The organism is Pseudomonas sp. GD03875 (assembly GCF_029840585.1).
Classification (GTDB): domain Bacteria; phylum Pseudomonadota; class Gammaproteobacteria; order Pseudomonadales; family Pseudomonadaceae; genus Aquipseudomonas; species Aquipseudomonas paralcaligenes.
Genome location: NZ_JAOCCV010000009.1, coordinates 63317 through 89887, shown reverse-complemented (window position 1 = coordinate 89887; position 26571 = coordinate 63317). Strand labels below are relative to the sequence as shown.

Below are 26571 nucleotides of genomic sequence, written 5' to 3'. Positions count from 1 at the left end.
CGTACCGCTGAAATGCAAGGAGCCTGGCATGCCAGGCTCCTGTCGCTCTCTCTTATTCCGCCTTGGGCTGTTCGCGCAGGCGGATGTGCAGCTCGCGCAGCGCCTTGGCATCGACGATGCCCGGCGCCTGGGTCATGACGCAGGCCGCGCTCTGGGTTTTCGGGAAGGCGATGACCTCGCGGATCGAGCTGGCGCCGGTCATCAGCATCACCAGGCGATCCAGGCCGAAGGCCAGGCCGCCATGGGGCGGCGCGCCGAACTTCAGCGCGTCGAGCAGGAAGCCGAACTTCTCCTGCTGCTCGTCCTCACTGATGCCGAGCACACGGAACACCGCCTGCTGCATGCCCTTGTCATGGATACGGATGGAGCCGCCACCCAGCTCGGTGCCGTTGAGCACCATGTCGTAGGCGCGAGACAGCGCGGCGGCCGGGTTGGCCTCCAGCTCTTCCGGCGAGCACTTGGGCGCGGTGAACGGGTGGTGCATGGCGGTCAGGCTGCCGTCGTCGTTCTCCTCGAACATCGGGAAGTCGACCACCCACAGCGGCGCCCACTCACAGGTGAGCAGGTTCAGATCGTGGCCGACCTTGATACGCAGCGCGCCCAAGGCGTCGCAGACGATCTTGGCCTTGTCAGCGCCGAAGAACACGATGTCGCCGTCCACGGCACCCACGCGGTCAAGGATAACCTTGAGGTTGTCCTCCGGGATGAACTTGACGATCGGCGACTGCAGGCCCTCGACGCCCTTGGCGCGCTCGTTGACCTTGATGTAGGCCAGGCCCTTGGCGCCGTAGTTGCCGACGAACTTGGTGTAGTCGTCGATCTGGCTGCGCGGCATGGAGGCGGCACCCGGCACGCGCAGAGCGGCGACGCGGCCCTTCGGATCGTTGGCCGGGCCCGAGAACACCTTGAATTCCACGTCCTTGAGCTGGTCGGCCACGTCGACCAGTTCCAGCGGGATGCGCAGGTCCGGCTTGTCGGAGCCGAAGCGACGCATGGCCTCGGCCAGGGTCATGTGCGGCAGCTCGCCGAACTCCACGTCCAGCACTTCCTTGAACAGATTGCGGATCATGGTCTCGGTGAGGCCCATGATGTCGTCTTCATCGAGGAAGCTGGTCTCGAGGTCGATCTGGGTGAATTCCGGCTGACGGTCGGCACGCAGGTCCTCGTCGCGGAAGCACTTGGCGATCTGGTAGTAGCGGTCGAAGCCGGCCACCATCAGCAGTTGCTTGAACAGTTGCGGCGATTGCGGCAGAGCGAAGAAGCTGCCGGCGTGGGTACGGCTCGGCACCAGATAGTCGCGCGCGCCTTCCGGGGTGGCACGGGTTAGGATCGGGGTCTCGACGTCGAGGAAGCCGTTATCGTCCAGGTAGCGGCGGATGCTGCTGGTGATGCGCGAACGCAGCTTCAGCTTGGCGGCCATCTCCGGGCGGCGCAGGTCAATGAAGCGGTAGCGCAGGCGGGTTTCCTCGCCCACGTCGGAGTATTCGTCCAGCGGGAACGGCGGGGTCTCGGCCTGGTTCAGCACTTCCAGCTCGTAGCCCAGGACCTCGATGGCGCCGCTGGCCATGTTCGGGTTGCGTGCGCCCTCCGGACGCAGGCGCACCTTGCCGGTGACCTTGACCACGTACTCGCTGCGCACGCGGTCGGCCTTGGCGAAGGTGTCGGCGCGATCCGGGTCGAACACCACCTGGGCCAGGCCTTCACGGTCGCGGATGTCGAGGAAGATCACGCCACCATGGTCGCGACGGCGGTGAACCCAGCCGCAAAGGGTGATTTCCTGGCCGTCCAGGCTCTCGTTCAACTGGCCGCAATAGTGGCTGCGCATCATGGTCGTGGTTCGCTTCTCTAGATCAGTCTTGAATTCGCGCCCGGCCGGCCCGGGCATACTCTGCAGGCGGAGGGGAAACGGGCGACCGATGGCGCCATGGTCGATGCGTCTCCGCACCCGCGGGACAAGGGGCGGGATTATATAGCGTTAATCGCACCTGCGCAGCCCACCACCGCCCCGCAGCCTTTCTATACTGAGAGTCCAGCCCTGCGGAGACCACCCCATGGCCCTGCCCCGCCCCGCCGACATACCCAGCGATCTGCTGGATGACTTTCGCCTCGATACCGAGGAGCAGCTGCCGCGCTGCGAGCAATTGCTGATCGAACTGGAGCGCCACCCGCAGGATGGCGGCCGGTTGCGCGAACTGTTCCGCTTGGTGCACAGCCTCAAGGGCAACCTCGGCTACGTCGAGCTGAACCATCTGCTGCCGCTGCCCCAGGCGATGGAGGACGTGCTGGACTGCCTGCGCGCAGGCACCCTGCAGTTCGACAGCCTGCTCGGCGACATCCTGCTGCTCAGCCTGGACCAGCTGCGCAACACGATCCAGGCGGCCCTCGGGCTTGCCGCAGCGCCGGACCGGCGCCAGATCGACAGCCTCTGTCAGGCACTCCAGGCACTCGCGGCGGCCCCCGCTTCCCGGCAGACCGAAGTCCGTCGCGGCCTATTGCAGAACCTGGCGCCGGAAACCCGCCTGGAGCCTGTCGAAATCGGTGAAGGACAGCTCGCCCAGCTGCTCTCCGATCATGGCATCGAGGCCAACGCCGACCTGCTGTTCTTCGCCGGACTCATGGAAGCGGGCGAGCAGCGTTCGCCCTACTGGCAGGGCCGCGGCCTGCGCCTGCTCGACCTCGCGCTGGGCATGAACGAATCCGCCGGCAAGCCGGTGGCTCCCGAGCAGCTCGCAGCCGCGGTATTTCTGCACGACCTGGGCATGGCCTTCCTGCCGCTGGACCTGCTGCACAAGGGAAGCGACCTCAGCCGCGAAGAACGCCGGCAGATGCAATCCCACCCCCGCCAGGCCAGCGAACTGCTCAAGCGCATGCCGCTCTGGAGCGAAGCAGGCGAGATCATCCTCCAGCACCAGGAACATGCCGACGGCAGCGGCTATCCGAAGGGACTGCGCGAGGCGGAGATCCATCCCGGCGCGCTGCTGCTGAACATCGCCGACACCTACGACGCGCGCACCCACGAACGAGCCCACCAGACCTTGAGCAAGCGCCCGCGCCTGCGCGCGATCCTGGAAATCAACAACCTGGCGGGCCAGCAATTCAGCCGCCACTGGGTCGAGGCATTCAACCACACGCTGCAGAACAGACCGGAACTCGCCCACCTTTAAACGGAACCGCAAACCCGGCAATAGCCTCCAAGCATGGCATTCATTGATTCAAGCCAAGCTGGAAGCCACGTGGCCTATGTTAGGCTGCCCCCATCACTGGGAGCTTGTGCTCCGGCCATATGAGGAGAAAGGTATGGAAATCAACATCGGTATCGCCGAACAGGATCGCGCCGCCATCGCCGAGGGCCTGTCCCGCCTGCTGGCGGACACCTACACCCTGTATCTGAAGACCCACAACTTCCACTGGAACGTCACCGGCCCGATGTTCAACACTCTGCATCTCATGTTCGAGACGCAGTACACCGAACTGGCCCTGGCCGTCGACGCCATCGCCGAACGCATCCGCGCCCTCGGCTTCCCCGCCCCTGGCACCTACTCCGCCTACGCCCGCCTCTCCTCCATCAAGGAAGAGGAAAACGTGCCCAGCGCAGAGGAAATGATCAAACTGCTGGTCCAAGGCCAGGAAGCGGTGGTACGCACTGCCCGCGGTATCTTCCCGCTGCTCGACAAGGTCAGCGACGAACCAACCGCCGACCTGCTGACCCAGCGCATGCAGGTACACGAGAAGACTGCATGGATGCTGCGTAGCCTGCTGGCGGACTGACCTTGAAGTGACATCCCTCCCACAAAAGGAGGGATACCGGAAAGAACAAAGCCCCGAAAACATCAGTTTTCGGGGCTTTGTTTTGGTCTGGCGGTGAAGGAGGGATTCGAACCCTATTTTTGCCGTTCCGTTGCGTCGCAAACTCGCTCAATCTGCGGCCTCCGGGCACTGATCCTTCTCACTACGTAGCTATCCGACGCAGTGATTTCGACACTTTTTCGACACAAATCTCTACGGCGCTCCGAAAGCATTTCCTTTGCGTAGCACAAAAGAAAGCTGAACAATCTCCAGTGCGTACCTGTATTGACGCGATATGTATTTAAGCGCCATCGCCCCAATTGCCATACCAAAAACTAATGCAGAGCCAAAAAAAATTGTATTAAATAACCATCCAGCGTTCAAACCCTGAGAGACTTGATCGATCACATAATCAGCCCCTACACGATCATCAACTTCCTTGTATAAGGTCCACCCCATCGCAGCCAAGGAAAGCAAAGCCAAATCAGCTCTACCCATGAAACCACTGATTCTACTTTCGATTCTATCAATTTTATTTATAAGAATTTTCTCTACATAATTAACAGCAGTCTCGCTTACACTTAAAACATAACGAGCATGCTCCATTTCCCTATCTTTCTCTTCAAGAAAATCAGCATGAAGATCTTTAGATATCCTCAAGATTGAAATTATTATACTGCCCCCTCCAAGAACAAATGAAAGCAAAACCAACACCATACTTGCCAGACCCGTAATTGTCCCCCAAAGTTTAACTCTTTCAGAAGCTTCACCGCCAATAAAAACCACGCTCGCAACCACTAACATCGCTATAAAAAACAAAATCCCTAATGCCAGCACTAATTTTGAAGCCTGCTCAAAAGAAATGGCATGCGCGCTGCGATGCATCGGAGCCTTGTATCTTTTTGCTTTCAGCAGGTATTCAAGCAAACGATCCACTTCTATTTGAAACATAAAAATCCTTTTAAAATTAACCTACAGGATTAAGTCCAGACACAGCAGGCAATAGCGCTGTTGTAATATATCGTTTCTTGCACCACCGCTTGACCTGCATTGCTCGTAAAAAATTGTTTGCGCCTTCATGGCACTTTCGATACTCGAAATGCCCTTTCTTATAATTAGCGCAAACCGATCATCCCTCTATTGAGTCATCTACATTCAATTCCGCCACATTATTTAGCCTGCCTACAACTCTGCATTTTCTTTGCTTCGTTCTTAGCACTAGGATTTGAGCGATATTGATCCTGCCAAAACAGGCACTCATAAAGCTGCATCTTCTTTTCAGCCTCTTGAGTTTGTAATGTTTCGCGCCGCCCCTCGGCTCGTTGCCGGGTCTCTGCTTTTTCGCTATGAAACTCTTTTGCTAGCTGCTCAAGCTGATAGTTCATCCAGGCATTTGCTGCCAAGAGTCGGATGCCATCAGCGATAAGGGTTCCCAGCACGATTGCCAGGGTGATGATGCCAAGCCACATGAAGCTGCTCCGCTCCTTGGGCCTGGGTGGGATGTAGATGTCGTCGTCATCCATTCGCGTGATTCAGTCCTTTTCGCCGCCCGTCCTTTGGGAATACCAGCGCCTAACTACTTCCTTGGTGATCGCTATCCCACGTCTTGATTGGGCAAGTTTGAATGGGCCCGGTCGTATTCCGGGCTGGTCTGCCCTATTTCAGGCGCAGTCTTTCCGCTCGCTAGCCATAGGGCGTATTGGGGGAAGACGTCTACAAGCACATCAATTTCCTCAGTGCTCACACGTACTGCGCCCTTGCTCACACTCTTCCAGCGCTCGTAGTCGCCACCATATGTGCTGGCCTTCTTCGGCCCAAGCTTCTTGATCAGTAGACGTGCTCTATCAGCAGCCGTGCTCATATAGAAAATAAAATCCAGAGAAAATATTGCTCCGCATCGACATTCAGGGCAATAATTCACCTGGGGCAAATATTTCCCTGAGCCACTAACGGCTAATGCCACGAATAGTGACGGAACGAGCATGGAACTGGAAGAGCTAGACCCCGCCAAGCTGCATGCCCAGCAGCGCGACCTCGAAACCATCGAGGGCTGGGCCGAACGCAACGGAATTGCCTATGGAGTCGCCCGCGCCTGGGCGATGAAGGCCGTGATCCCCACCCTCAAGGTCGGCAAGCGCCGCATGGTGAACAGCGCGCTGTTCCGTTCGTGGCTGCTGGAACAGGACTGGACCGCATGAATCGCCAAGCCAAGGAGCACACCGCATGAGCCACGCCAAACTCGATATTTGCAGCATCAGCACCTTTGCCGCCATGTGCGGCACCTCCATCGACAGCGTGATCGCCTGGATGAACAGCGGCGCCATCCCGAGCGTGAAGGTCTCCGACTTCCGCATGATCAACCTGGCCAGGATCAAGGCCGACCTCGACAAGGGCAAGAGCAGCTTCGAAGAAGGGGATTACGACGATGAATAAGCCCGGTCAGCCCCATGGCAAGGTCGTACCGCTTGGCTCTGCCATCGGCGACCTGTGCAGCATCGTGACCTTTGCCTCGGCCTGCGGCATTCCGGTGGATGAGGTGGCCGAGTGGGTGGAGAACGGCACCCTGCCCAGCATCACCATGGGCGGTCTTCGCATGGTCAACGTCCAGCAGCTCCGCGAGGAGCTGCTCAGCAGCAAGGGCGAGTTCAAGGAAGGAGGTTACAGCCATGGATAGCCGCCTCCCTGTGGACGCCTCAAACGCTGCTCAGTACATGGGGGCAACAGTCATTGTTGAGTTGTTCTGGAAGGAAGACCCGGTAGTGCTGTGGCGCTGCTTCCATATCGTCGGCATCGTCCTGCCGATGGAAGGGGTCTATGACGAGAGCGGCTATTTCCTGACGGTCCCTCTCGGTGGCACGAAGGATTTCCCCGCTGAAATCTGCTTCTACAACATCCGCACCATTCGGGCGATACGGCACCGCGACCGGCAGAGTTCCGGCAACGTACTGGACCGTATGACCCGACCCTCTGCGTCGAGGTCAGGGGCCGCGCTCCCGGCTCGTCGGAACAGCTTCATCGTTCCGTCGAACGGAAGCACGGGCGTAGCGCATCCTTGACCCTGCACGACCATGAACAGCCTCTGCCGGGGAGTGTGGGGTAGCTTCACCACCCCATGCTCCCGAGCCCTCGGCGGCAAGAGCGGGATGACAAGGGCGGCGCCCTTGGTGTTTTCCCCGCTGGACCTCGCCGCGATGCCCCGCCTGTTTCTGCTGCTGGCCTGCCTCGCGCTCTGGCGAGGGTGCGCCCAGGGCCTGCCGCCCGATCCGCCTCCTTTCTTAGTGCCCTTCCTGGGCGATACCTGCATTGCCTGTGATGACTATCCCTGCCTGAGCGGGATGGATAGCTGCTGGTGGAGGGAGTGAAGAGACGCCGGACAGCGCCTAGCGGCGGTTTGCGCGCAGCGGGAGACGCCGCTAGGCGCTGGCAGGGCGCCCGGCTGACGTCCCTGTAACACGTCAGATAACGAAGTAAACACAGTGCCAATTCGTAGCAATTTGGAGTGAGACAAGATGAAGGTTAAAGACCAACTGCGCGTCGATCATGAGTTTCAGGAATCCCCGAGCGGGCGCCTGTTCTTCGACGACACGACGGCCATCCTGACCGACCTGTCGAAGGTCCGCTTGCTCCGTTGCGGCGTGGACACGGTGCGCCAGCTCTACCGGGGGCTGATCCGCCCGGAAATCATGGTGCTGTTCGAGAAGCCGGGCGCCATGGTCGAGTTCGCCGGCCAGCGCTGGCACGCCGGCCGGGTAGGTCGGGACTCCGGCTACCAGTACAAGCTGCAGAACGCCGACCTGGGCTTCGTCCTGCTGGTGAAGAACTTCAACGCCAAGCAGGACGCCATCGGCCCGCACCTCAAGATCGAGGTGTCACCCCATGCCATCGACAGCCTGAGCCCCGAGCGCCTGCAAGACCGCATGGACTACTACGCCGGCGAGTTGCTGACCCATGTGGAAGCCAACCAGTGTGCCGTGCATCTGGCCCTGGACCTGCAGGGGTGGAAGCCTCCGGTCGATCTGGTGGGCCGCATGCACTGCCGGGCACGAACGCACCGGGACATTTCGGGCATCAACCAGATCGAGTGGGCCAGCAAGTCCAGTGTGTACGGCCGCGGTGAAACGTCCATGTTCGGCTCGGCGGGTGGCATCCAGCTCTGCATCTACAACAAGACCGAGCAAGCCAGGGCGACCGACAAGCTGGACTACTGGGAAGGCGTGTGGAAGCGCCGTGACAGCTTCGACGAAGGCGACCCGGACAACTACAACCCCGCCCAGGACGTGTGGCGTGTCGAGCTGCGCTACCACCATTCCATCATCCAGCAGTTCGCCAGTGGCTCGGTGGACCTGCAGACTGGCCAGATTATCGACACCCGTTCGTTTTGCTCCTTCGCCGCTCACCTTGACGGCCTCTGGCGCTACGGCCTGACCCAGTTCCGCCTGCTGGCTCGCCCGGGACGCTATGAGCCCATCTGGACGCTGATCCGCCAGGACGTGCGCGTAGACGTGCCCGTCGACTCGCTGCTGGAGGAAACCGAATACAAGCGCCACTACAAGACCGCTCGCGGCTTCTCCGGCAAGAACGTGGAGCTGTTCCTGGGCAACTTCGTCAGCCTGCTGGCAAGGGAGCGGGTGGGTGCAAAAAAGGCGTTTGACCGGCTGCAAACCTGGGAATGCTGGCCGGTCATCCGCGATCACTACGCCGCCAAGGACATGACCGAGTACGACATCTACAAGCACATCAAGGATCTGCTGGAGGAACGTCATATCCGCTGGGGACGGGCCGTCTAGATGGCAATCGAGCAACTGCCGGACGGCCGCTGGCGGGTGGATGTAGAGCCGATCAAGGGCAAGCGCTTCCGCAAGACGCTCAAGACCAAGGGTGAAGCCCAGCGCTTCGAAGCGACCTGCAGGGCCAAGGTTATCGACACACCGGACTGGTCACCCAAGCCCAAGGATCGGCGCACCGTTTCCGAGCTGGTGAAGCTGTGGTTCGACCTGCACGGCTCGTCCCTCTCGGATGGCGTCCGGCGCAAGGCCATTCTCGACGAAGCTGCAGCCACCCTGGGCGACCCGAAGGCCATCGCCGTGGAAGGCGCCACAGTCGCCAACCTCCGCGCAACCTGGCTCGCTGCCGGTGTATCGCCGAAGACCACGAACAATCGTCTCGGCTACCTCAAGGCGGTCTACAACAACCTGCACAGCCTGGGCGTGATCGACTACCCCTGCCCCTTCGCCAGGCTCAAGCCGATCAAGCTGCAGGAGCGGCCGCTGTCCTATCTGTCGATCGAGCAGATCGGCGAAGTGCTGGATGCCCTGGATGATCGTGCCGACACCTCGCCGCACCCGCCTGTGATCGCCCGCCTCTGCCTGGCAACGGGTGCCCGCTGGGGTGAGGCCGAACAGCTCGGGCCGGATCGCTTGCGTGGCAATCTGGTGGTGTTCGCCAACACCAAGTCGAAGCGGGTCAGGTCGGTGCCGATATCCGATGCCCTGGCCAAGCGACTACGCGCCCACTGGAAGAAGCATGGCCCCTTTACCCACTGCATGCTGACCTTCAGCCGGGTACTCGAAACCACGTCGATTCGCCTTCCTGCAGGCCAGGCCACCCACGTGCTGCGCCACACCTTCGCCAGCCACTTCGTCATGCGGGGCGGCAACATTTTGGTGCTGCAGAAGATCCTGGGCCATTCCTCCCTGACGATGACCATGCGCTATGCGCACCTGGCGCCGGATCACCTGCAGGAGGCCCTGCTGTTCAACCCACTCTCCGACGAGAGCGCATTAACACAACGTACGTTTTAGCGTACGCTCAGCGCATGACTCTGGAGATACCTCCCATGAAAGTACTCACCGCAAGCGAAGCCCGCACCAATCTCTATCGGCTCATGGACCAGTCGGCCGAGTCGCATCAGCCGATCATGATCTCTGGCAAGCGGACCAGCTCCGTGCTGCTCTCGGCCGAAGATTGGGAAGCCATCCAGGAAACGCTCTATCTGCTGTCCATCCCTGGCATGCGCGAGTCGATCAAGGAAGGCATGGCCGAGCCCGTCGAGGAATGCTCTAAGGAACTGGACTGGTGACCTGGCAACTCGTCTACACGAAGCAGGCGCAGAAGGACGCGCAGAAGCTGGCATCTGCAGGCTTGAAGGACAAGGCGAAAGCGCTGCTGGAGGTGGTGCGGGCCAACCCCTTCCAGAACCCGCCCCCTTACGAAAAGCTGGTCGGCGATCTGGCCGGCGCCTACTCGCGGCGCATCAATATCCAGCATCGCCTGGTGTATCAGGTGCTGCAGGAGGAGCAGACGGTGAAGGTACTCAGGCTCTGGTCGCACTACGAATAGCGCCGGCTCTCGACACTTCTTCGACACGTTCGAGGGTCTGAAAAGCAAAAGCCCCGAAAACTTGTTAGTTTTCAGGGCCTTAGCATTGGGGTCTGGCGGTGAAGGAGGGATTCGAATGCACCCGAGCTAATCCCCCACCGCTGGAGGCCGCATTCCATGCGGGTTAGAGGGTGCGCAGGCGTCTGTATCTGTTCCCAGAGCGTTCCCACGTCAGCATTAGCGGCGGCCAGAAACACCCCGCCCCATGGGCTTTTTCGGTTTTTATGTTGACCCCTAAAAAACAGGTAATTTTGGTAATTTGATTTTCTGAATAGAGTTTTCTCCTTTAAATACAAAGGCTTATAGATATTTATTAAAGGTAATTTTTTGGTAATTGATAGGTAATCGAATTACCTTTTCTGAAGTGATTTTCTCAAAAATAAAAATCCTTACGAATCAGCTACTTACAAAAAAATTACCTTTTCCCTTACCCAAAATTACCTTCCAAGGTAAGGGCTCCAGACCAGCAACCACGCGGGCTCCAGCGCGGTTTGTGAACGTCCTAACCAAAATTACCCGTTTTGAAATTCGCTCCTGAGAAAAGGGCGGCAGGCATCCCCATAGCCCCAAGAAAGCCCCCTCCTGCAGGGATTCGCAGGGAAATCCAGAATCGGAAATCGGAAACCAGCGCACAGCCTGGGCCGCCTGGAGGCCTGTGCGGGGGTGCGGAAAAATCCACACGTTTAGCCCGCAGGCGTGGCGGGGGGACGACTGCGCGCGCCGGGTGCCGCTGGGCCTCCGGCAGCCGCTCGGGGACCAAAATCGCACCACGTTGGTGCGCCCGCGTGCCCCCAGCCGGCCGTCGGGCACAAAAAAGCCGCCTCGCGGGCGGCTTGGGTAGGGCGGGTGCCAGGGTCAGTTGGCGGCGCTGCTGGGCAGCGCATACGGCTTCCAGCGCACCACTTCCTCCCCCAGCCATTCGTTGATCTGTGCCAGGCGGGCCTGCACCGGCTCCAGCTCGTTGACCGCCCACACCTCGGCCGCGTCGCGGATCGAGCCGAAGCCCCCCGCGTTCTGCGGCACGATGCCCATCAACTGGGGCGGGATGCGCAGCATGGCCAGCTGGTCGTCGCGGCTGATGTTCTTGATCGCTCCGAAGTCGTCCTTTGCCGCAACCTCGCTGATGGGGATCAGCTGGATTCCCTCCTTCTTCCCACCAGGTGCGTACATGAACAGGTTGCGGAAGTTGCCCGGCCCCTTGCTGTTCTTCATCGCCTCGCGCAGGTCCTTGACGAAGGTCTCGTCCTGGACGGCGTCGGTCATGTAGAGGATGAACCCAGCGTGCGACCCGTTCTGGTAGTACTTCCGGCGGAACAGGGTCGCGCTCTCGTTGAGCAGCGCACTCTGGAGCGCCGGCAGCCACTCCGGCAGGCCGTAGATTTCCTGGCTGATATCGGCCTCGCGCAGGTGGCACACACTACCCGGGCGGAACTGGTATTCGTCCTTCCAGCCCATCACCTGGTAGTAGGTGTCCAGCTCAACCCCCCTGCGCATGTACTTTGCCAAGCAGGGCTTGAGCCCCATCGCCTGCCGCAGCATGTTGTCCTGCTTTTCCAGGTACAGATTGCCCGACCACCCCCAGTCCATGACGACCTGCTCGAAGGCCTGGCGGCTCAGCAGCCGGTGGGGAATGAACGTGCGGGACAGCGCGTTGCGCTTGAACGTGAGGCCCGACTGCAGGTAGACGCTGGCCGTCTGCGCCTTGGCCAGGCCGCTCAGCGACACCGGCGGTTCATACCATCGCCCGTTCGCCCAGCACTCCAGATAGTCCAGCACCCCGCGCCCATCGAGGACCGGGTCAGGGTCGCCGAAGGTGAACACCATCGGCGCCCCGCTCTGGTCCTTGAGCAGCAGCTCGCCTTCCAGAACCTCACTCGCTTTGTGGGCCGGCTGGCGGCGACTTTTCTTGCTCATCAACAAATCTCCATGATGCTGGTATTGGCGACGGTCTGGCCTTCCAGGGGCTCATTGGCCAGCGCGTGGAACAGCGCCCAGGCCAGGTCGGCGTGCCCGGTGGAATCGCTGCGCCCCGCCGTGTAGGTGAACTGCCGCCCGCTGGCGGTCATGGTCTTGCGGATCGCCAGCAGCGACTGGGCCAAGTCGGCCCAGCCGGCGTCGAACTCGATACGCCCCTTCGTGAACACGTCCCACGCCTTCATGACTAGGCGGGTTTTCACCTCGGGGCTGTAGCTGAACGTGCGCAGGCCCGGGAAGAACTGCTTCACCAGCTGCGCCACCCCCGACCCCATGCCGGTGGTATCGATACCGATGTAGGTGACCCAGTAGCGCTCTGTGATCTTGCGGATGGTCTCGGCCTGGGCGTTGAAGTCCATGCCACGGAACTGGAAGCGCTCGATCACCCGGAACTTGCCGCCGGACGGCGGCGGCGGCGACACCACCACCAGCCCCGCCGAGTCGCCAGTCTCTGCAGGGTCATAGCCAACCCACACCGGCCGATCCCCCAGGGGCCTGGGAGCGAACGGGCGGTAGCCCTCCCAATCCCAGCTTTCCACCATCGCCGGCTGCAGCAACGTCAACGGGAACACCGAGTCGCCATCGTTGACGAACTGGCACATCAGCAGGTTCTGGAACGCGGGGCCGTCGTATTCGAGGCGCAGCTCGTCCAGGTCGAACAGATCGCAGCCCCGTTCCTCGGCATCCAGGATGGTGACGATCTGCCGCCAGATACGGTCCTCGCACAACCGGCCCTGCTGCAGCGCCTCATGGCTGACGTCAATGTGCAGGTGCTTGGCGGTCGGCTTGCCCTTGTTGTGTCGCTCGCCGGTCCAGTACACATAGGCCGGGTGGGCCGTGCTGCTCGGCGTGCTGAAATAGGTCTTCCGCCAGCGCTTCTGCAGCGCCATCGCCGAGGCGGTTTTGTTGATCTCCGCGAAGCCATGAACCCAGAAGAATTCATCGAAGTAGAAATTCCCGGTGCGGCCCTGGGCCGTCCGGTAGTTCGTCCCGAGAAAATGCAGCTCGGCGTTGTTCCACAGCACGATGGGGTCGCCGGTCAACTTGACGCCCAGCACCTCATTGACGAAGGACTGCATATACGTCTTGAACTGGTGCGCCTGCGCCTTGCTGGCGGACAGGAAAATCTGATTGCGGCCGGTGGTGATCGCGTCGATCAGCGCTTCTCGGGCGAAGTAGTACGTGGCCCCGATCTGGCGAGACTTCAGCAGCATGCGCGTGCGCTGATTGCCCGCCCGATACCAATCGAGCTGGTAATCGAAACAACCGTCGAGGAACGCCTCGACCAGCGTTTCGATCTGTTCTTCGCTGAACTCGTTGCGCTTCGGCGCCTGCTTCGGCCCGGAGTTGCGTCGCTCTATGTTCGGGTTTAGCTCGGCCTCGGTGCCGCCACCCTGGAAGCGCTGGATGCGCGCCTGTCGCTCCAGCTGCCGGTGCAACAGGTCAATTTCCTTGAAGTCGCCGCCGGTCTTGCAGTCCTTGAGGATCAGCTGCACCAGGCGCGCTTCCAGCGCCCCGCCGATCCGCTCGACGTTGTCCGCACGGTCCCACTCGTCGCGGGCCTTCCAACTATGGACGGTCTTTTCCTTCTCGCCCAGGTGGTCGGCAATTTCCGTGATGCGCCAGCCGGTCCAATACAGGAACTTGGCCTGGCGGCGGTTATCGGTGGCGGCGGGCTGGGCGATGGCATTCATGGCGCCGATGCTGCCGGTCGCGCGCGCGAGCCCCTACCACGGCACCCTGTAGCGCGCCCCGCTACAGGCTTAGCGCGTTGCTGCGCCCTCTCCTGCTGTCGACCATGCCCTCAACGCAACGGCACCACCGCCACCGCATCGAGGACCGCCCGAATGGCCGCAAGCACCGCCCCCGCCAAGAAGTACCGTTCCAAGCCCTTCCGTGTCGCCCTGGAAGGGGCAACCACCGACGGCCGCAACATCGAACGCAGCTGGATCGAGGAAATGGCCAGCAGCTACGACCGCAACCTGTACGGCGCTCGGATCAACTGCGAACACATCAAGAGCGTGATGCCTGAGTCGCCCTTTGGCGCCTACGGCGACGTGGTTGCCCTGAAAGCCGAGGAAGTCGAACTGGGCGGCAAAAAGAAACTCGCCCTCTACGCCCAGTTCGAGCCCAACGAAGCCGGCATCGCCCTCAACAAGAAGGGCCAGAAAATCTACACCTCTATCGAGGTCTCCCCGAAGTTCGCCGACACCGGCAAGGCCTACCTGGTGGGCGTCGCCCTCACCGACAACCCGGCCAGCCTGGGAACTGAAGCGCTCGCCTTCAGCGCTCAGCATGGAACGCTGAACAGCCGGAAGGTCAGCCCGGAGAACCTGTTCACCTCCGCCGAGCAGGTCGAGGCCATCGAGTTCGAGGAAATCACCGACACACCAAGCATGTTCGCCGGGCTGAAAGAAAAGCTCGACGGACTGCTGGGCAAGAGCAAGGACAAGGAAGGCAAGGACGCCGCTTCCTTCGCCGCCCTGGGCGAAATGATCGAGCAGATCGCCACCCACGGCGCCGAGCAGGAAAAGGCCTTCGCTACCGAACAGGCCGCCCGCAAGGCCCTGCAAACCAAGTTCGAGACGCTGCAGACCGAGTTCGCCGACCTGGTCAAGCGGCTCAGCAACACCCCCAACCCGAGCCAGCCCAAGCGGCCGGTGGCTTCCGGGGGCGATGGCCTCGCCGTCACCGACTGCTGATCAACGGAACTGCACACCCAAGGACTACCGGAGAGCCCCATGCGCAACGAAACCCGTGCCCTGTTCAACGCCTACCTGCAGCAGCTCGCGCAGCTGAACGGCGTGACCGACGTCACCACCAAATTTGCCACCGCCCCCTCGGTCGCGCAGACCCTGGAAAGCCGCATCCAGGAATCCAGCGAGTTCCTGAGCCGCGTCAACATCTACGGCGTCACCGAGCAGATGGGCGAGAAAATCGGCCTCGGTGTTACCGGCAACGTCGCCGGCACCACCGATACCGACGTCAAGGACCGCGAAACCCGCGACCCCAGCGCCCTGGACGACCGTGGGTACATCTGCACCCAGACCAACTTCGACACCCACCTCAAGTACTCGAAGCTCGACGCCTGGGCCAAGTTCCCCGACTTCCAAGCCCGCATCCGCGACGCAATCATCAAGCTCATGGCCCTCAACCGCATCTGCATCGGCTGGAACGGCACCAGTCGCGCGGCCACGTCCAACCCGGCCACCAATCCGCTGCTCCAGGACGTCAACATCGGCTGGCTGCAGAAGATGCGCACCGAAAACGCCGCCCGCGTGATGAAGGAAGTCGCCCAGGGCAGCAATAAAATCGAGGTCGGCAGCGGCAAGGACTTCGAGAACATCGACGCCCTGGTCTACGCCATGGTCAACGAACTCATTGAGCCCTGGTATCAGGAAGACACCGACATGGTCGTCATCTGCGGCCGCCAGATTCTGGCCGACAAGTACTTCCCGATCATCAACAAGACCCAGGCGCCCAGCGAAATGCTCGCGGCCGATATCGTCATGAGCCAGAAGCGTATCGGCAACCTGCCGGCCGTTCGCGTGCCGCACTTCCCGGCCAAGGGGCTGCTGGTCACCCGGCTCGACAACCTGTCCATCTACTGGCAGGAAGGCAGCCGCCGCCGCACCGTCGTCGACAACGCCAAGCGCGACCGCATCGAGAACTACGAGTCGGTCAACGAAGCGTATGTCATCGAAGACCTGGGCTGCGCCGCCCTGGCCGAAAACATCGAGCTGAGCTGAGGCGCCGACCATGACCAACCCCTGCCGCCGTCACTTCCAGCGCGTCACCGCCGCCGCAGAGGCGGCGGCGGCAACCCCGGAAATGACCATGGAAGGCGCCAACGCCTACGAACTGCACATGGCCCAGCTGCACCAGGACATGCTGCGCCTCAAGCAAATTCAGTCCATCCAGGCCAAGGTGCAACTGAAAGCCGAGCTGCTGCCGGCCTACGCTCCCTATGTCGAGGGCGTGCTCTCGGCCGGCAAGGGCGCCGGCGACGAGGTACTGACCACCGTCATGGCCTGGCGCATCGACACCGGCGACCTGGCCGGCGCGCTGGATATCGCGGAATACGCACTGCCGTACGGCCTGCCCATGCCTGACCGCTTCACCCGTGGCACGCCGTGCGTCGTCGCGGAAGAAGTAGCCCAGGCGGCCTTGACCGCGCTCAAGGCCGGCGGCGACTTCGACCGCGCCATCCTGCTGCGTACCGCAGAACTCACCGCTACACACGACATGCCCGACGAGGCCCGCGCCAAGCTGCACCTCGCCCTGGGCAAGGTCGATCTGAAGGCCTTCAACCCCGAGCATGTAGACGCCGCTGGCATCGAGCGCCTGGTCAACGCCAAGGCCCAGCTCGCGCGCGCCATCGAGCTGCACGACAAGTGCGGCGCGAAGAAAGACATGGATACCGTAGAAAAGCTTCTCAAGAAACACGCTGGCGAAGCCGGCTAACCGAGCGGTCCCCCGCAACCCCGGCGGCTCGGGGCTGATCAGCGGTTTATTCCTTTCTCCGCTGTGACGCCCCGACCACCGCCGACCTATTCGAGCGGCAAGCATGAGCGCATTCGTGGCAAGCGGCGGCAGCGCCGAGCCCTTCACCCTGGTCAACGACGGCTGGTGGCCCGATATCGACGGCGACAAGCTGCGCGACGCCCAGCGCATCAAGGCCGACGTCACCAACCAGCGCCTGGAGTTCGCCGTGGTCGCCGCCATGATCAGCGTCAACCGCGAACTGGCCGCCTGGAAGGCCACCCAGCTGGCCGCCGGCCACGCCACCCTGGCGGACGTACCGGCCGAGCAGATCGGCGGCCGCAGCCACCGCGTGGCCCTCTACGAACGCGCGATCTACAGCGCCACCAGCGCCGAATGCGCCGAGCGCTACCGCAGCTACGACGCCACACGATCCGGCGGCGACTCGGCCGAGGAAGAAGAACGCTCCATCGACGACTACCGCCGCGACCAGCGCTTCGCTATCCGCGACCTGCTGGGCGTCGCCCGCACCACCGTGGAACTGCTGTGATGAAAAAGCACCAGGTGATCGACTGGAACGAAATTTCCCGGCTTGGCCTGCTCGAACGCATCAACCGCGAAATCATGCACCCGCTGGGCTATGCCGTCGTCCGCGTCGTGGAAACCGGGCACTCGCCTGGCGCCCTTGTCTCCGACGATGGCCCCTGGGTGTTCCCCGATCAGGCCAAAGCAGCCGAGGGCGAACGCTGATGGCCCAGGCCCGCGCGAACCAGGGCGACACCCTCGACGACGTCTGCTGGCGGCACTACGGCCGCAGCTCGGGCGTAGTCGAGGCCGTGCTCGCGGCCAACCCTGGGCTCGCGGGTCGCGGCCCCATCCTGCCCATGGGCACCCTGATCGAACTTCCCGATGTTGCCCCGCAACCCACCGCCCAAGTGGTGAACCTATGGGACTGAGGAATGAACGGAATGCCTGACCGCCCCGAAACCTGGGCCTGGCTCGGCGCCTGGCTCGAACATCATCACCCGCTCATCTACGCGGCGGCCCTCTCCGCCGTGCTCGCCACAGCCCGCTTCATCCACAGCGGGGGCGGCGTGCGCCGCGCCCTGAGCGAGGGATTCATCTGCGGGCTGATCACCCTGGCCGTCAGCAACGGCCTGGCCCTGGTCGGCATCCCCGCAGGCTACGCCCCCTTCTTCGGTGGCTTCGTCGGCCTGGTCGGCTCCGACGCCATCCGCCACGGCCTCAAACGCCTCTACAACCGCAAGGTGGACAACCTATGACCCAGCTCAAGCACGGCGCCACCGGCACCGACGTCCAGCAGCTCCAGCGCTCTCTGCGCTTCCTCGGCCTCGACGTGTTCGTCGACGGCATCTACGGCGACGCCACCGAAGCCGCCGTCCGCGCCTACCAGCGCCGCGCCGGCCTGGTCGTCGACGGCATCGCCGGCACCAAGACTCTCGTCACCCTCGCCGGCTTCGGCGGCGACCGCCTGCTGGGCCACACCCAGCTGGCAGCGGCCGCCAAGCGCCTGGGCGTCGAGCTGGCCGCCATCTACGCGGTCAACGAAGTGGAAAGCGCCGGCGTGGGCTTCCTGAACAACGGCAAGCCGAAGATTCTGTTCGAGCGCCACGTCATGCTGCAGCGCCTGCAGCTGCCCCGCACCGAGGGCGACGACGTTGCCGAGTTGAAGCGCCGCGCGGCCGAGCTGGCCGCCAAGTATCCCAACCTGATCAACACCGCCCCCGGGGGCTACTCCGGCGGCACCGCCGAGCACCAACGCCTCGCGCTCGCCAAGAGCCTGGACGAGCGCGCCGCCCTGGAGTCGACCAGCTGGGGCGCCTTCCAGGTCATGGGCTACCACGCCGAGCGCCTGGGCTACGCCAGCGTGCAGGAATTCGTGGCGCTGATGGCCAAGGACGAGGGCGAGCAGTTCGAGGCCTTCGTCCGCTTCCTTGAAGCGGACAAGGCCCTGCTGAAAGCGCTGAAGGGGAAGAAGTGGGCCGAGTTCGCCCGCCTCTACAACGGTCCGGCCTATGCCCGCAACCTGTACGACGTGAAGCTGGAACGGGCCTACGAACGCCACGCCGCGTGCGGCTGCGGCCAGGAAGCAGCGGCATGAAACACGCCATTGCCCTGCTGTTCTCCGCCCTGCTCCAGGGCTGCACCGTCATCCAGTCCGCGCAGTGGGCCGTGTCCCGCTACTGCGGCCTGCCGGAGCCGGCCCGCAGCGTCAACCGCGAGGCCGTCGCCCTGGCGCTGGCCCCCAACCGCCTGCACGTCGACTGCGCCGGGGACCAGTGATGGACTACTGCACCGGATTCCCCGAAGGCTGGTGGCAACACTGCTGCCAGGCCCACGACGCCGCGTATGACCTGCAGATCGGCAAGGCCCAGGCCGACCGCGAGCTGCTGGCCTGCGTCGAGGAAGCGCGCCCGGGCTGGGCAGACCAGTACCCGCTGATGGCCGCCGGCTTGTCCGATGCCATCGCCATCGTCATGTTCGCCGGCGTGGCCGTGTTCGGTCGCCGCTTCTACCGCCGGGCTGGGAAGAAGAAGCCCACGCCATGAAGAAGCCCGACAGCCTGCGCGCCCACCTGCTCGCCGCCATTCCCCAACTGCGGCGCTCCCCCGACCAGCTGCTGATCTTCATTGACCAGGGCAGCGCGCGCAGCACCGCCGCGCGCGGCCTGTCATTCGAGTACCGCTACACCCTCAACCTGATGCTGACCGACTTCGCCGGCAGCCCGGACGCCGTATTCATCCCGCTGCTGGCGTGGCTCGGCGTCCACCAGCATGAGCTGCTGGCCAGCTTCGAGCAGAACGCCGAAGGCATCGGCTTCGAGGTCGACGTCATCGACGCCGGCAAGGTCGACCTGTCGATAACCCTGCCGCTGACCGAGCGCGTCATCGTCAAGGGCCAGCCGGGTGGCCAGCTGCTGGTCGAATACCCGCAGGAACAGCAGCTGGAACCGTTCCTGCCGGCCGGCACCTGGCAGCTCTACAGCGGCGCCGAGCTGCTGGCCGAGTGGCAGAGCACCGAGCAAGAGGGCGGCGACCTGGCCATGCCGCACCCGCCGCGCCGTGGCTGACCTCGAAGCCCTGGAAGACTGGGCCGGCGCCCTGCTGGCCCGGCTCTCGCCCAGCGACCGCCGCCGGCTGAACACCACCATCGGCCGCGACCTGCGCCGCAACCAGCAGCGCCGCATCGGCGCCCAGCGCAACCCGGACGGCTCCGCCTACGCCCCGCGCAAGCCTCGCAAGAACCTCCGGGGCAAGGCGGGCCGCATCAAGCGGCAGATGTTCACCAAGCTCAAGCAGGCCAGGCACCTCAAGCTGCAGAGCACCCCCAACGAAATCGCCATCGGCTTCGTCGGCCGCGCCGCCCGCATCGCCCGCGTCCACCAGCGCGGCCTGCGCGACCGCCCGGAGAAGGGCGCACCGGACGTACAATACGCCCGCCGCGAACTGCTCGGCTTCACCGACGCGGACCTGGACCTGATCCGCGACGCGCTGCTGGAACACCTGGTGGGCGACGGCGCCCTGTAGCGGGGCGCGCTACAGGGCCAGCCGAATGCGCCACGCGCGCGCGACCGCCACCATCGGCGGCATGAACTACGCCGCCCTCGCCCGCCTCGTCGAAAACATGATCCGCCTCGGCACCGTCGCCGAGGTGCAGATGCAGCCGCCGCGCGTGCGCGTCACCTCCGGCGAAATCACTACGGCCTTGCTGCCCTGGATCACCCCACGCGCCGGCGCGGACCGCGAGTGGAATCCGCCCACCGTCGGCGAACAGGTCCTGCTGCTCAGCCCCTCCGGCAACCTCGCCCAGGGCCTGGTGCTGTCCGGCCTGTTCAGCGACCTGCTGCCGGCGAACGGCGAGCGCGAAGGCCTGCACCGCTACACCTACCGGGACGGCGCCGTTATCGAATACGACAGCGTCGCCCACCAGCTGCGCGCCATCCTGCCGGCCGGCGGCGTCACCGAGCTTGTCAGCACCGGCGGCATCAACATCGTCGGCCCCATCACCCACCAGGGCGACTACACGCAAACCGGCAACCAGAACGTCACCGGCAAAGTCACCGTCAGCGAAGACGTCGTCGCCGCCGGCGTCAGCCTGGTCAAGCACACCCACGGCGGCGTCATGAGCGGCCCGTCCGTCACCGGCCAGCCGATCCCGGGGGGCGCATGAACAGGCACAACGGCCGCGCCATCGAGCGCCTGGCGCACATCCGCCAGTCCATCAGCGACATTCTCACCACCCCGCTGGGCTCCCGGCTGATGCGCCGCGAGTACGGCAGCCACCTGCCTGACCTGATCGACGCCCCGCACAACGACCACACCCGCATGCTCGCCCTGGCCGCCATCGCCGCCGCAGTCATGCGCTGGGAACCGCGCGTGCGCATCAGCCGCGCCCAGATCGCCTACGGCGACGCCTGGTCCACCGGCGTGGCGGATATCGAAGGGACCCTCGTCGACAGCAACGAACCGTTCAGCCTCCAAGTGCCGCTGCGCATGGGAGCCCTCGCATGACGCTCAACGCCCCCGATATCGTCGAAGCGCTGGACTACGAGCGAATCCTGCAGGCCCGCAAAGAAGGCCTGCTCGCCCAGTACCCCGAAGCCGACCGCCAGGCCGTGGCCGACGTGCTCGCCCTGGAGTCCGAGCCGCTGACCAAACTGCTGCAGGAGTCGGCCTACCGCGAGCTGCTGCTGCGCGCCCGTATCAACGACGCCGCCCGCGCCAACCTCATCATCTACGCGACGGGGCTGGACCTGGACCACATCGGCGAGCTGTTCGGCCTGCCGCGCCTGGCCGGCGAACAGGACCCGCGCTACCGCGAGCGCCTGCTGCTGCGCATCGCCGCAATGGCCGGCAACGGCACACGCGAGCACTACGTCCTAGTCGCGCTAAGCGCCAGCCTGGCCGTGCGCAGCGCCGAAGTGATCCAGCCCGCCGCCGGCCGCGTCGACGTCGTGCTGTGGCTGCACGAAGGGGCGGACGGCCCCGCCACCCTGGCCGCCTGCTGGGCCGCCTTCGACGCCCCCGGCGCCAAGATGCTCGGCGTCACCCTCGGCGTGCGCCTGGCCCTGGCCAAGCCCGTCGACGTGCTCGCCGGCATCTGGCGCGAAGCCACCGCCCCCACCAACCTGGTGGCCCAGCTCGCCACATCGTTCCGCGCCCAGTTCGCCGCCCAGGCCACCCTGGGCCGACCCATCGCCCGCAGCTGGATCACCAGCGCGCTGCACGCCGCCGGCGTCGCCAAGGTCGAGCTGAACATGCCGGCCGATATCGCCATCGGCGCCGACGAGTTCGCCACCCTGCGCAGCCTGCAGCTCACCGACCGGGGCCTGGCATGACCGCAAGCCTGCTGCCGCCCAACAGCACCCAGCTGGAGCACGCCTGGTCGCGCCTCGGCCTGGGCGAACTGGAGGGCCTGGGCGACCTGCCGGCGGGCGTCCAGATCACCCTGCCCCCCGGCTATGCCCCGTTCGTGGCCGCGCAGTACTTCCTGGCCCAGTTCGCGGAGTACTTCGACACCCCCGAGCAGCTGATCGCCGCCGGCCTGCCCTGGCTCCGCCAGCGCGGCACCGCTGCAGCGGTCGAGCGCGCACTCAGCTGGATCGACATAGACTCCACCGTCGAAGAAGACGGCCCCCTGCTGCACCTGGACCCCGGCAGCCCCCGCGCCCCGGCCAGGCTCGACGATATCCGCAAGCTCATAGCCGCGAGCATCCCGGCCCACGTCCGCTTCTATCGCCTGTTCCACGGCTACGACGTGCGCCACGCCCGGCTGGATCGCTCTCGCTGGGACGACGCCCTGCTCGACGACGACAGCGGCCTGCTGGTCGACGGCCTCAAGCTGAGCTTCGGCGAGCGCCATGCCTCGCTACTGCCCCCACCCCCCCGCGACGTCCTGCCGGCACGCACCCACAGCCGCGCCCTGCTGCTGCGCCGCGACAGCATGTACTGGGACGCCTGGGTCTGGGACAGCCTCTGGGAAATGGACCTGTTCGGCGGCGTCGGCTCAATGCACAGCGCCCTGGTGCCCGACCGGGACCTGGCCGCCCCTGTCCTGCTGTTCGGCCGGGTGGGCCAGGCGCTGGTCCCGCGCGACCTCCCCGCCCCGCTGCCGGCCTGCACCCAACACCGCGCCACCACCACGCCGGAACGCTTCCCGAGCCGGCGCTGGTCTGGCCCCTGGTCAGGCCCGTGGCGCCTGGTCATCCACTCCAACCACTCCACCGAGGTCTGACCATGGCAGCACTCCAAGACGACGGCCGCATCGGCGAATGCGCCCTCTTTATCAGTCTCCCCCTGTTCTTCGCATGGGGGCGCGGCAACCCTGCCTGGGACGTCACCCCAGAACCCGAGCCGACCAACGCCACCAGCCTGGTCGACGAAGTCGGCCGGCGGATCGCCACCCAGGCCCAGTTCGTCAAGCCCGACCCGGCCGGCGAGATCGAACTGCCCGGCGGCCAGCGCTTCATCCCATCCGCCACCCCCACCAAGTGGGCGCACGTCCGCGTGGTGTTCGACTACCTCGACGCCGCCGGCGAAACCCTGCGCGAGGTCGGCCTGTTCTACGGCACGGAAACCGACCCTGCACTACCACCCGGCCAGCGCTACTTCATCCCGGCCCAGGTCGTGGTCCCCGGCCGGCTCAAGGTGCTGGAGCGCCTGAATACCCCCCTCATCCGCGAAGCTGGCGTTCGCCAGACCTTTGAATACGTCCTGCCGTTCTGAGGCCCGCCATGACCGAAATCCTCGACCACTTCGACCCAGACAAGAACTACGACCGCCTGCGATTCCTCTCAGACCGGATCATCCAGACCGCCGAGTTCAACGAAATGGTGAGCAGCGCCCACCACCGTCTGAAAGGCGTGGCCGACGCCCTGCTCAAGGACGGCGACGTCATCCGCGATTGCGACATCATCATCGACCAGCAGACCGGCATCGCCACCCTCGGCAGCGGCGCCCTGTACCTGGCCGGCGCCGTCCGGGGCATCGCGCCGGCACAACTGCAGATCGAGCTGGAGGGCACCGTCACCGTTGGCGCCTACCTTGTCAGCAACATCATCACCGCCCTGGAAGACCCGGCACTGCTCAACCCGGCGGCGGGCACGCGCGGCTACGGCGAGCCTGGCGCGGATCGCCTGCAGGTCATCCCGGAATGGGGCATCGCCGGTGCCCGGCCAGATGGGGAGTTCTACCCGGTCTACACCGTGATCGACGGCTACGTCCGCTCCCGCACAACCCCCGTGGGGCTCGACAGCGTCGTGCAGGCCCTGGAGGGCTACGACCGCGAATCCACCGGCGGCGGCACCTACGTCGTCAGTGGCCTGGACGTGAAGTTCGGCGCGACCACGGCCGACGACGTGCAAACCTGGCTACTGGACAGCGGCAAGGCCCGCGTCGCGGGTCGCGCCCTCGACCTCGCCACCTCCCGCCGCATCACCTACGTCGCAGACCCGACCACAAGGCTGATCAACTCGGAAGCCCACCTGATGCACGGCCCGGCCCGGCAGCGCATCAACGTCAACCGCCCGGCCATCGCCAGTATCGAATCGGTCCAGGTCACGAAAGAGCGGACCGTCCAGATCGTCCACGGCGCATATACGGGCGTGTCCGACCCGCTGCCGGATGCCGGCGTGCTGGAAATCCTGCTGGTCAAGCAAGCCGCCACGACCTACCACGCACCTGCGGACTACCGCCTCACCGCCGGCTACGTCGACTGGTCGCCTGCAGGCGCGGAGCCAGCCACCGGCAGCAGCTACGACGTAACCTACCGCTACATCGAAACGGTCGAGCCCATCGAGCCAGATTCCCGGGGGTTTAGCGTTGAGGGTGCGGTAGACGGCACCCTCGCCCTGGTCACCTACCGCGCGAAGCTGCCGCGTATCGACCGCCTCTGCCTCGACTCGGTCGGCAACGTCGTCTGGCAGCGCGGCGTCCCCTCGAATGGCAACCCGCTCCCGCCGCCGACCTCCCCGACCCTGCTGTCGCTCGCCCTGGTCCATCAGACCTGGCTGGACGACACCCGCCGCATCGTCGCGGACAACTACCGGGTCATCAGCATGTTCGACCTTGCCCGCTACGGCGCGCGGCTCGACACCCTGACCAAGATGGTCGCCGAGCAGGCCCTCCGCACTGACGCCAGCATGCGTAACGCCTCGCTCAAGTCGGGCATGTTCGTCGACCCTCTCATCGACGACAGCCTGCGCGACGCGGGCATCGAGCAGACCGCTTCGATTGTCGCCGGCGCGCTGATGCTCTCCATCGACGCACAAGCCCACCCGCTGCCCGGCGACGTGGCCAAACCGACCCTCTGCCAGTTCACCCTGGCGGACGAAGTGAAGCAACTGATGCGCACCGGCTGGATGCCCATCAACGCCTACGGCTCACAGCTACCTGTGCCGGCCTCGATCGCGCTGAATCCTGCCGTGGATCGCTGGACCGAAACCGCCGTCGTATGGGGCTCGCCGCGTACCGAACATTTCGTGTACGACTACTTCGACAGCGCCGAAACCGGGCTCCAGAGCAGCAAGAAAGTCTCGACGCAGACATACATCACCCGGGAAGCCGTGGCGACCCTGCGCCAGATCCCGGTCGCCTTCACCATCACCGGCTTCGGTGCCCGCGAGCAACTGACCGGGCTGACGTTCGACGGCATCAACGTGCTGCCTGCCGGTGTTATCAAAGCCAATGACGCCGGTGTAGTCGCCGGCAGCTTCACCGTGCCGGCCGGCATTCCGTCCGGCAGCAAGGCAGTGAAGGCAACCGGCGCGGGCGGCAGCACCGGAACCGCAGTTTTCACCGGCGAAGGCATCCGCGAGGTCACCAACAAGGTCTACGTCACCACCATCATCGACGTCTTGGACTACTGGACCGGCAAGCCCATCGGCACCTGTTTCATTGACCCGCTGGCTCAGACGTTCCGCGTCACCCGCACATGCCAGCTCGCCCAGATCATCCTGCGCGGCAAGCGCGGCGGCGACGAGCCGTTGCTGATCCACATCCGCGAAACCGTCAACGGCCTGCCCACCGGCAAGGTTCTGGCCGAGCAGCGCATCCCCGCCAGCACGTTCGGCCTCAACGAATCGTTTGCCGGCATTAACCTCGACCTGCCGCCGACACTGTTCGAGGGCGTGGAATACGCCCTGGTCATCATGACCAACGGCCTAGGCCACGAGTTGGTCATCGCAGAGCTGGGCAAATACGACGTGCAGTACAACCGCTGGGTGAGCAACCAGCCGTATGAGGTCGGCGTCCTGCTCAGCTCCGCCAACGCCCAGACCTGGACGCCCCACCAGGACCGCGACCTGTATTTCAGTTTGCAACGGGCCAGCATCGCGCCGGCCAACCGCACGCGCGTCGTGCCGCTCGGCGCCGTGGCCGTCGAAGACGCCACCGATCTGATGATGCTCGGCAACCACCTCAACCCCGCCGCCGGCGCTGGCGTGGAATACCGCCTGACCCTGCCCAGCGGCGAAGTGCTCGACGTGGCCAGTGACCAGCCGGTGCGCCTGGCCGCGCCGATCACCGGCAACGTGGCGGTCGCGGCAGTGATCACCGCCACAGAGGACCTGTCCGGTGTCCTGCTGCCGGGCTCCAACCTGGTGGTAGGCAAGGTCGCATCAGAGGGCACCTACGTTTCCCGCGCGTTCAACCTGGTGACTGCCGCCCTGGGCACCAACCAGCGGCTCACTGTCGTCTACGACGCCGTCCTGCCACCCGGCAGCACTGCGGTCGCGCACTACCGGATCGACGACGGCCCATGGCACGCCTGCGACGCGCCGACCGCCGCGCCGGCCGACAACGGCGCGGTGGAACTGACCTCCGTCACCCCCGGCCTGAGCGGCAGCGTGGTGCGGGTTCGCCTCACGCTGGCGGGCACACCGGCAGCCCGGCCAACCGCGCACAACATCCGCGTCATCGTCTCGGAGTAAGC

The 26571-nt window shown here is 64.3% G+C and carries 33 protein-coding genes; 28 read left to right on the top strand and 5 right to left on the bottom strand.

Annotated elements, in window-relative coordinates; genetic code table 11:
- Window positions 1-52: 52 nt before the first annotated feature.
- A complete protein-coding gene (gene aspS / locus N5D30_RS10545) occupies window positions 53-1828 on the bottom strand; it encodes an aspartate--tRNA ligase (RefSeq protein WP_279908933.1) in 1776 nt (591 codons plus the stop codon).
- A gap of 223 nt (window positions 1829-2051) precedes the next feature.
- Here aspS and N5D30_RS10540 point away from each other — a divergent pair, with 223 nt between their 5' ends.
- Window positions 2052-3164, top strand: coding sequence for an HD domain-containing phosphohydrolase (locus tag N5D30_RS10540; protein WP_279908932.1), 1113 nt, complete (start codon window positions 2052-2054; stop codon window positions 3162-3164).
- 133 nt (window positions 3165-3297) lie between these two features.
- A complete protein-coding gene (locus N5D30_RS10535) occupies window positions 3298-3768 on the top strand; it encodes a Dps family protein (protein WP_220815274.1) in 471 nt (156 codons plus the stop codon).
- Window positions 3769-3999: 231 nt separating this feature from the next.
- Here the strand turns inward: N5D30_RS10535 and N5D30_RS10530 are convergent, their stop codons facing one another.
- Together N5D30_RS10530 and N5D30_RS10525 are read right to left on the bottom strand one after the other, a co-directional pair.
- A complete protein-coding gene (locus N5D30_RS10530; RefSeq protein WP_279908931.1) occupies window positions 4000-4737 on the bottom strand; it encodes a hypothetical protein in 738 nt (245 codons plus the stop codon).
- A gap of 218 nt (window positions 4738-4955) precedes the next feature.
- Window positions 4956-5309 carry a hypothetical protein gene (locus tag N5D30_RS10525; protein ID WP_279908930.1) on the bottom strand — a complete coding sequence of 118 codons (354 nt, stop codon included), beginning with the start codon at window positions 5307-5309 and terminating at the stop codon, window positions 4956-4958.
- Window positions 5310-5768: 459 nt separating this feature from the next.
- Between N5D30_RS10525 and N5D30_RS10515 the strand changes: the two genes are divergently transcribed.
- The 8 genes from N5D30_RS10515 (at window position 5769) to N5D30_RS10480 (ending at window position 10125) form a co-directional block, all read left to right on the top strand.
- A complete protein-coding gene (locus tag N5D30_RS10515; protein ID WP_279908929.1) occupies window positions 5769-5984 on the top strand; it encodes a DNA-binding protein in 216 nt (71 codons plus the stop codon).
- Window positions 5985-6009: 25 nt separating this feature from the next.
- The gene (locus N5D30_RS10510; RefSeq protein WP_279908927.1) at window positions 6010-6219 is read left to right on the top strand and encodes a hypothetical protein; all 210 of its coding nucleotides are present in this window, start codon (window positions 6010-6012) and stop codon (window positions 6217-6219) included.
- Complete coding sequence (locus N5D30_RS10505; RefSeq protein WP_279908926.1) at window positions 6212-6460, top strand: hypothetical protein; 249 nt, start codon at window positions 6212-6214, stop codon at window positions 6458-6460. The genes N5D30_RS10510 and N5D30_RS10505 overlap by 8 nt, the downstream gene beginning before the upstream one ends.
- Window positions 6453-6842, top strand: a complete 390-nt coding sequence (locus tag N5D30_RS10500) for a hypothetical protein (protein ID WP_279908925.1) — start codon at window positions 6453-6455, stop codon at window positions 6840-6842. The genes N5D30_RS10505 and N5D30_RS10500 overlap by 8 nt, the downstream gene beginning before the upstream one ends.
- Before the next feature lie 453 nt (window positions 6843-7295).
- Complete coding sequence (locus N5D30_RS10495; RefSeq protein WP_279908923.1) at window positions 7296-8573, top strand: hypothetical protein; 1278 nt, start codon at window positions 7296-7298, stop codon at window positions 8571-8573.
- The gene (locus N5D30_RS10490; protein WP_279908922.1) at window positions 8574-9587 is read left to right on the top strand and encodes a tyrosine-type recombinase/integrase; all 1014 of its coding nucleotides are present in this window, start codon (window positions 8574-8576) and stop codon (window positions 9585-9587) included.
- A gap of 35 nt (window positions 9588-9622) precedes the next feature.
- The gene (locus tag N5D30_RS10485; RefSeq protein ID WP_279908921.1) at window positions 9623-9865 is read left to right on the top strand and encodes a type II toxin-antitoxin system Phd/YefM family antitoxin; all 243 of its coding nucleotides are present in this window, start codon (window positions 9623-9625) and stop codon (window positions 9863-9865) included.
- The gene (locus N5D30_RS10480) at window positions 9862-10125 is read left to right on the top strand and encodes a Txe/YoeB family addiction module toxin (protein WP_279908920.1); all 264 of its coding nucleotides are present in this window, start codon (window positions 9862-9864) and stop codon (window positions 10123-10125) included. Before N5D30_RS10485 ends, N5D30_RS10480 begins: the two co-directional genes overlap by 4 nt.
- Before the next feature lie 894 nt (window positions 10126-11019).
- On the opposite strand, the gene N5D30_RS10475 is transcribed toward N5D30_RS10480, so the two are convergent.
- Entirely contained in the window at window positions 11020-12078 is a 1059-nt protein-coding gene (locus N5D30_RS10475; protein WP_279908919.1) for a phage portal protein, read from the bottom strand.
- Entirely contained in the window at window positions 12078-13832 is a 1755-nt protein-coding gene (locus N5D30_RS10470) for a terminase ATPase subunit family protein (RefSeq protein WP_279908918.1), read from the bottom strand. Before N5D30_RS10470 ends, N5D30_RS10475 begins: the two co-directional genes overlap by 1 nt.
- A gap of 153 nt (window positions 13833-13985) precedes the next feature.
- Here N5D30_RS10470 and N5D30_RS10465 point away from each other — a divergent pair, with 153 nt between their 5' ends.
- From N5D30_RS10465 to N5D30_RS10380, 18 genes are all read left to right on the top strand, one after another.
- Window positions 13986-14840, top strand: coding sequence for a GPO family capsid scaffolding protein (locus N5D30_RS10465; protein WP_220816049.1), 855 nt, complete (start codon window positions 13986-13988; stop codon window positions 14838-14840).
- Window positions 14841-14879: 39 nt separating this feature from the next.
- Window positions 14880-15887, top strand: coding sequence for a phage major capsid protein, P2 family (locus tag N5D30_RS10460; RefSeq protein ID WP_220816050.1), 1008 nt, complete (start codon window positions 14880-14882; stop codon window positions 15885-15887).
- A 10-nt stretch (window positions 15888-15897) separates the two neighbouring features.
- A complete protein-coding gene (gene gpM / locus N5D30_RS10455) occupies window positions 15898-16602 on the top strand; it encodes a phage terminase small subunit (protein ID WP_279908917.1) in 705 nt (234 codons plus the stop codon).
- A 103-nt stretch (window positions 16603-16705) separates the two neighbouring features.
- Window positions 16706-17170: a head completion/stabilization protein gene (locus N5D30_RS10450; protein WP_279908916.1), complete on the top strand. Its 465-nt coding sequence runs from the start codon at window positions 16706-16708 to the stop codon at window positions 17168-17170.
- Window positions 17170-17370 (top strand): hypothetical protein, encoded by a 201-nt coding sequence (locus tag N5D30_RS10445; protein ID WP_279908914.1) that lies wholly within the window; start codon window positions 17170-17172, stop codon window positions 17368-17370. The genes N5D30_RS10450 and N5D30_RS10445 overlap by 1 nt, the downstream gene beginning before the upstream one ends.
- Window positions 17370-17576 (top strand): tail protein X, encoded by a 207-nt coding sequence (locus N5D30_RS10440; protein WP_279908913.1) that lies wholly within the window; start codon window positions 17370-17372, stop codon window positions 17574-17576. The genes N5D30_RS10445 and N5D30_RS10440 overlap by 1 nt, the downstream gene beginning before the upstream one ends.
- Window positions 17577-17588: 12 nt before the next feature.
- A complete protein-coding gene (locus N5D30_RS10435; protein WP_279908912.1) occupies window positions 17589-17903 on the top strand; it encodes a phage holin, lambda family in 315 nt (104 codons plus the stop codon).
- Complete coding sequence (locus tag N5D30_RS10430; protein ID WP_279908910.1) at window positions 17900-18742, top strand: N-acetylmuramidase family protein; 843 nt, start codon at window positions 17900-17902, stop codon at window positions 18740-18742. Before N5D30_RS10435 ends, N5D30_RS10430 begins: the two co-directional genes overlap by 4 nt.
- Complete coding sequence (locus N5D30_RS10425) at window positions 18739-18924, top strand: hypothetical protein (RefSeq protein ID WP_279908909.1); 186 nt, start codon at window positions 18739-18741, stop codon at window positions 18922-18924. Before N5D30_RS10430 ends, N5D30_RS10425 begins: the two co-directional genes overlap by 4 nt.
- Window positions 18924-19190: a hypothetical protein gene (locus tag N5D30_RS10420; RefSeq protein WP_220816058.1), complete on the top strand. Its 267-nt coding sequence runs from the start codon at window positions 18924-18926 to the stop codon at window positions 19188-19190. Before N5D30_RS10425 ends, N5D30_RS10420 begins: the two co-directional genes overlap by 1 nt.
- On the top strand, window positions 19187-19711 hold the full coding sequence (locus N5D30_RS10415) for a phage tail protein (RefSeq protein ID WP_279908907.1): 525 nt from the start codon (window positions 19187-19189) through the stop codon (window positions 19709-19711). Before N5D30_RS10420 ends, N5D30_RS10415 begins: the two co-directional genes overlap by 4 nt.
- The gene (locus N5D30_RS10410) at window positions 19704-20168 is read left to right on the top strand and encodes a phage virion morphogenesis protein (protein WP_279908906.1); all 465 of its coding nucleotides are present in this window, start codon (window positions 19704-19706) and stop codon (window positions 20166-20168) included. Before N5D30_RS10415 ends, N5D30_RS10410 begins: the two co-directional genes overlap by 8 nt.
- A 61-nt stretch (window positions 20169-20229) precedes the next feature.
- Window positions 20230-20811, top strand: a complete 582-nt coding sequence (locus tag N5D30_RS10405) for a phage baseplate assembly protein V (protein WP_279909022.1) — start codon at window positions 20230-20232, stop codon at window positions 20809-20811.
- Window positions 20808-21152 (top strand): GPW/gp25 family protein, encoded by a 345-nt coding sequence (locus tag N5D30_RS10400; RefSeq protein WP_220816061.1) that lies wholly within the window; start codon window positions 20808-20810, stop codon window positions 21150-21152. Before N5D30_RS10405 ends, N5D30_RS10400 begins: the two co-directional genes overlap by 4 nt.
- On the top strand, window positions 21149-21979 hold the full coding sequence (locus tag N5D30_RS10395; RefSeq protein ID WP_279908905.1) for a baseplate J/gp47 family protein: 831 nt from the start codon (window positions 21149-21151) through the stop codon (window positions 21977-21979). Before N5D30_RS10400 ends, N5D30_RS10395 begins: the two co-directional genes overlap by 4 nt.
- Window positions 21976-22875 carry a phage tail protein gene (locus tag N5D30_RS10390; protein ID WP_279908904.1) on the top strand — a complete coding sequence of 300 codons (900 nt, stop codon included), beginning with the start codon at window positions 21976-21978 and terminating at the stop codon, window positions 22873-22875. The genes N5D30_RS10395 and N5D30_RS10390 overlap by 4 nt, the downstream gene beginning before the upstream one ends.
- Before the next feature lie 2 nt (window positions 22876-22877).
- Window positions 22878-23366: a hypothetical protein gene (locus tag N5D30_RS10385; protein WP_279908903.1), complete on the top strand. Its 489-nt coding sequence runs from the start codon at window positions 22878-22880 to the stop codon at window positions 23364-23366.
- An 8-nt stretch (window positions 23367-23374) separates the two neighbouring features.
- Window positions 23375-26569 carry a DUF4815 domain-containing protein gene (locus N5D30_RS10380; RefSeq protein ID WP_279908902.1) on the top strand — a complete coding sequence of 1065 codons (3195 nt, stop codon included), beginning with the start codon at window positions 23375-23377 and terminating at the stop codon, window positions 26567-26569.
- Window positions 26570-26571: the final 2 nt, after the last annotated feature.

Bases quoted from the DNA above. Each gene is read 5' to 3' on its own strand.
- aspS (WP_279908933.1), bottom strand. From the start codon at position 1,828: ATGATGCGCAGCCACTATTGCGGCCAGTTGAACGAGAGCCTGGACGGC.
- N5D30_RS10540 (WP_279908932.1), top strand. From the start codon at position 2,052: ATGGCCCTGCCCCGCCCCGCCGACATACCCAGCGATCTGCTGGATGAC.
- N5D30_RS10535 (WP_220815274.1), top strand. From the start codon at position 3,298: ATGGAAATCAACATCGGTATCGCCGAACAGGATCGCGCCGCCATCGCC.
- N5D30_RS10530 (WP_279908931.1), bottom strand. From the start codon at position 4,737: ATGTTTCAAATAGAAGTGGATCGTTTGCTTGAATACCTGCTGAAAGCA.
- N5D30_RS10525 (WP_279908930.1), bottom strand. From the start codon at position 5,309: ATGGATGACGACGACATCTACATCCCACCCAGGCCCAAGGAGCGGAGC.
- N5D30_RS10515 (WP_279908929.1), top strand. From the start codon at position 5,769: ATGGAACTGGAAGAGCTAGACCCCGCCAAGCTGCATGCCCAGCAGCGC.
- N5D30_RS10510 (WP_279908927.1), top strand. From the start codon at position 6,010: ATGAGCCACGCCAAACTCGATATTTGCAGCATCAGCACCTTTGCCGCC.
- N5D30_RS10505 (WP_279908926.1), top strand. From the start codon at position 6,212: ATGAATAAGCCCGGTCAGCCCCATGGCAAGGTCGTACCGCTTGGCTCT.
- N5D30_RS10500 (WP_279908925.1), top strand. From the start codon at position 6,453: ATGGATAGCCGCCTCCCTGTGGACGCCTCAAACGCTGCTCAGTACATG.
- N5D30_RS10495 (WP_279908923.1), top strand. From the start codon at position 7,296: ATGAAGGTTAAAGACCAACTGCGCGTCGATCATGAGTTTCAGGAATCC.
- N5D30_RS10490 (WP_279908922.1), top strand. From the start codon at position 8,574: ATGGCAATCGAGCAACTGCCGGACGGCCGCTGGCGGGTGGATGTAGAG.
- N5D30_RS10485 (WP_279908921.1), top strand. From the start codon at position 9,623: ATGAAAGTACTCACCGCAAGCGAAGCCCGCACCAATCTCTATCGGCTC.
- N5D30_RS10475 (WP_279908919.1), bottom strand. From the start codon at position 12,078: ATGAGCAAGAAAAGTCGCCGCCAGCCGGCCCACAAAGCGAGTGAGGTT.
- N5D30_RS10470 (WP_279908918.1), bottom strand. From the start codon at position 13,832: ATGAATGCCATCGCCCAGCCCGCCGCCACCGATAACCGCCGCCAGGCC.
- N5D30_RS10465 (WP_220816049.1), top strand. From the start codon at position 13,986: ATGGCCGCAAGCACCGCCCCCGCCAAGAAGTACCGTTCCAAGCCCTTC.
- N5D30_RS10460 (WP_220816050.1), top strand. From the start codon at position 14,880: ATGCGCAACGAAACCCGTGCCCTGTTCAACGCCTACCTGCAGCAGCTC.
- gpM (WP_279908917.1), top strand. From the start codon at position 15,898: ATGACCAACCCCTGCCGCCGTCACTTCCAGCGCGTCACCGCCGCCGCA.
- N5D30_RS10450 (WP_279908916.1), top strand. From the start codon at position 16,706: ATGAGCGCATTCGTGGCAAGCGGCGGCAGCGCCGAGCCCTTCACCCTG.
- N5D30_RS10445 (WP_279908914.1), top strand. From the start codon at position 17,170: ATGAAAAAGCACCAGGTGATCGACTGGAACGAAATTTCCCGGCTTGGC.
- N5D30_RS10440 (WP_279908913.1), top strand. From the start codon at position 17,370: ATGGCCCAGGCCCGCGCGAACCAGGGCGACACCCTCGACGACGTCTGC.
- N5D30_RS10435 (WP_279908912.1), top strand. From the start codon at position 17,589: ATGCCTGACCGCCCCGAAACCTGGGCCTGGCTCGGCGCCTGGCTCGAA.
- N5D30_RS10430 (WP_279908910.1), top strand. From the start codon at position 17,900: ATGACCCAGCTCAAGCACGGCGCCACCGGCACCGACGTCCAGCAGCTC.
- N5D30_RS10425 (WP_279908909.1), top strand. From the start codon at position 18,739: ATGAAACACGCCATTGCCCTGCTGTTCTCCGCCCTGCTCCAGGGCTGC.
- N5D30_RS10420 (WP_220816058.1), top strand. From the start codon at position 18,924: ATGGACTACTGCACCGGATTCCCCGAAGGCTGGTGGCAACACTGCTGC.
- N5D30_RS10415 (WP_279908907.1), top strand. From the start codon at position 19,187: ATGAAGAAGCCCGACAGCCTGCGCGCCCACCTGCTCGCCGCCATTCCC.
- N5D30_RS10405 (WP_279909022.1), top strand. From the start codon at position 20,230: ATGAACTACGCCGCCCTCGCCCGCCTCGTCGAAAACATGATCCGCCTC.
- N5D30_RS10400 (WP_220816061.1), top strand. From the start codon at position 20,808: ATGAACAGGCACAACGGCCGCGCCATCGAGCGCCTGGCGCACATCCGC.
- N5D30_RS10395 (WP_279908905.1), top strand. From the start codon at position 21,149: ATGACGCTCAACGCCCCCGATATCGTCGAAGCGCTGGACTACGAGCGA.
- N5D30_RS10390 (WP_279908904.1), top strand. From the start codon at position 21,976: ATGACCGCAAGCCTGCTGCCGCCCAACAGCACCCAGCTGGAGCACGCC.
- N5D30_RS10385 (WP_279908903.1), top strand. From the start codon at position 22,878: ATGGCAGCACTCCAAGACGACGGCCGCATCGGCGAATGCGCCCTCTTT.
- N5D30_RS10380 (WP_279908902.1), top strand. From the start codon at position 23,375: ATGACCGAAATCCTCGACCACTTCGACCCAGACAAGAACTACGACCGC.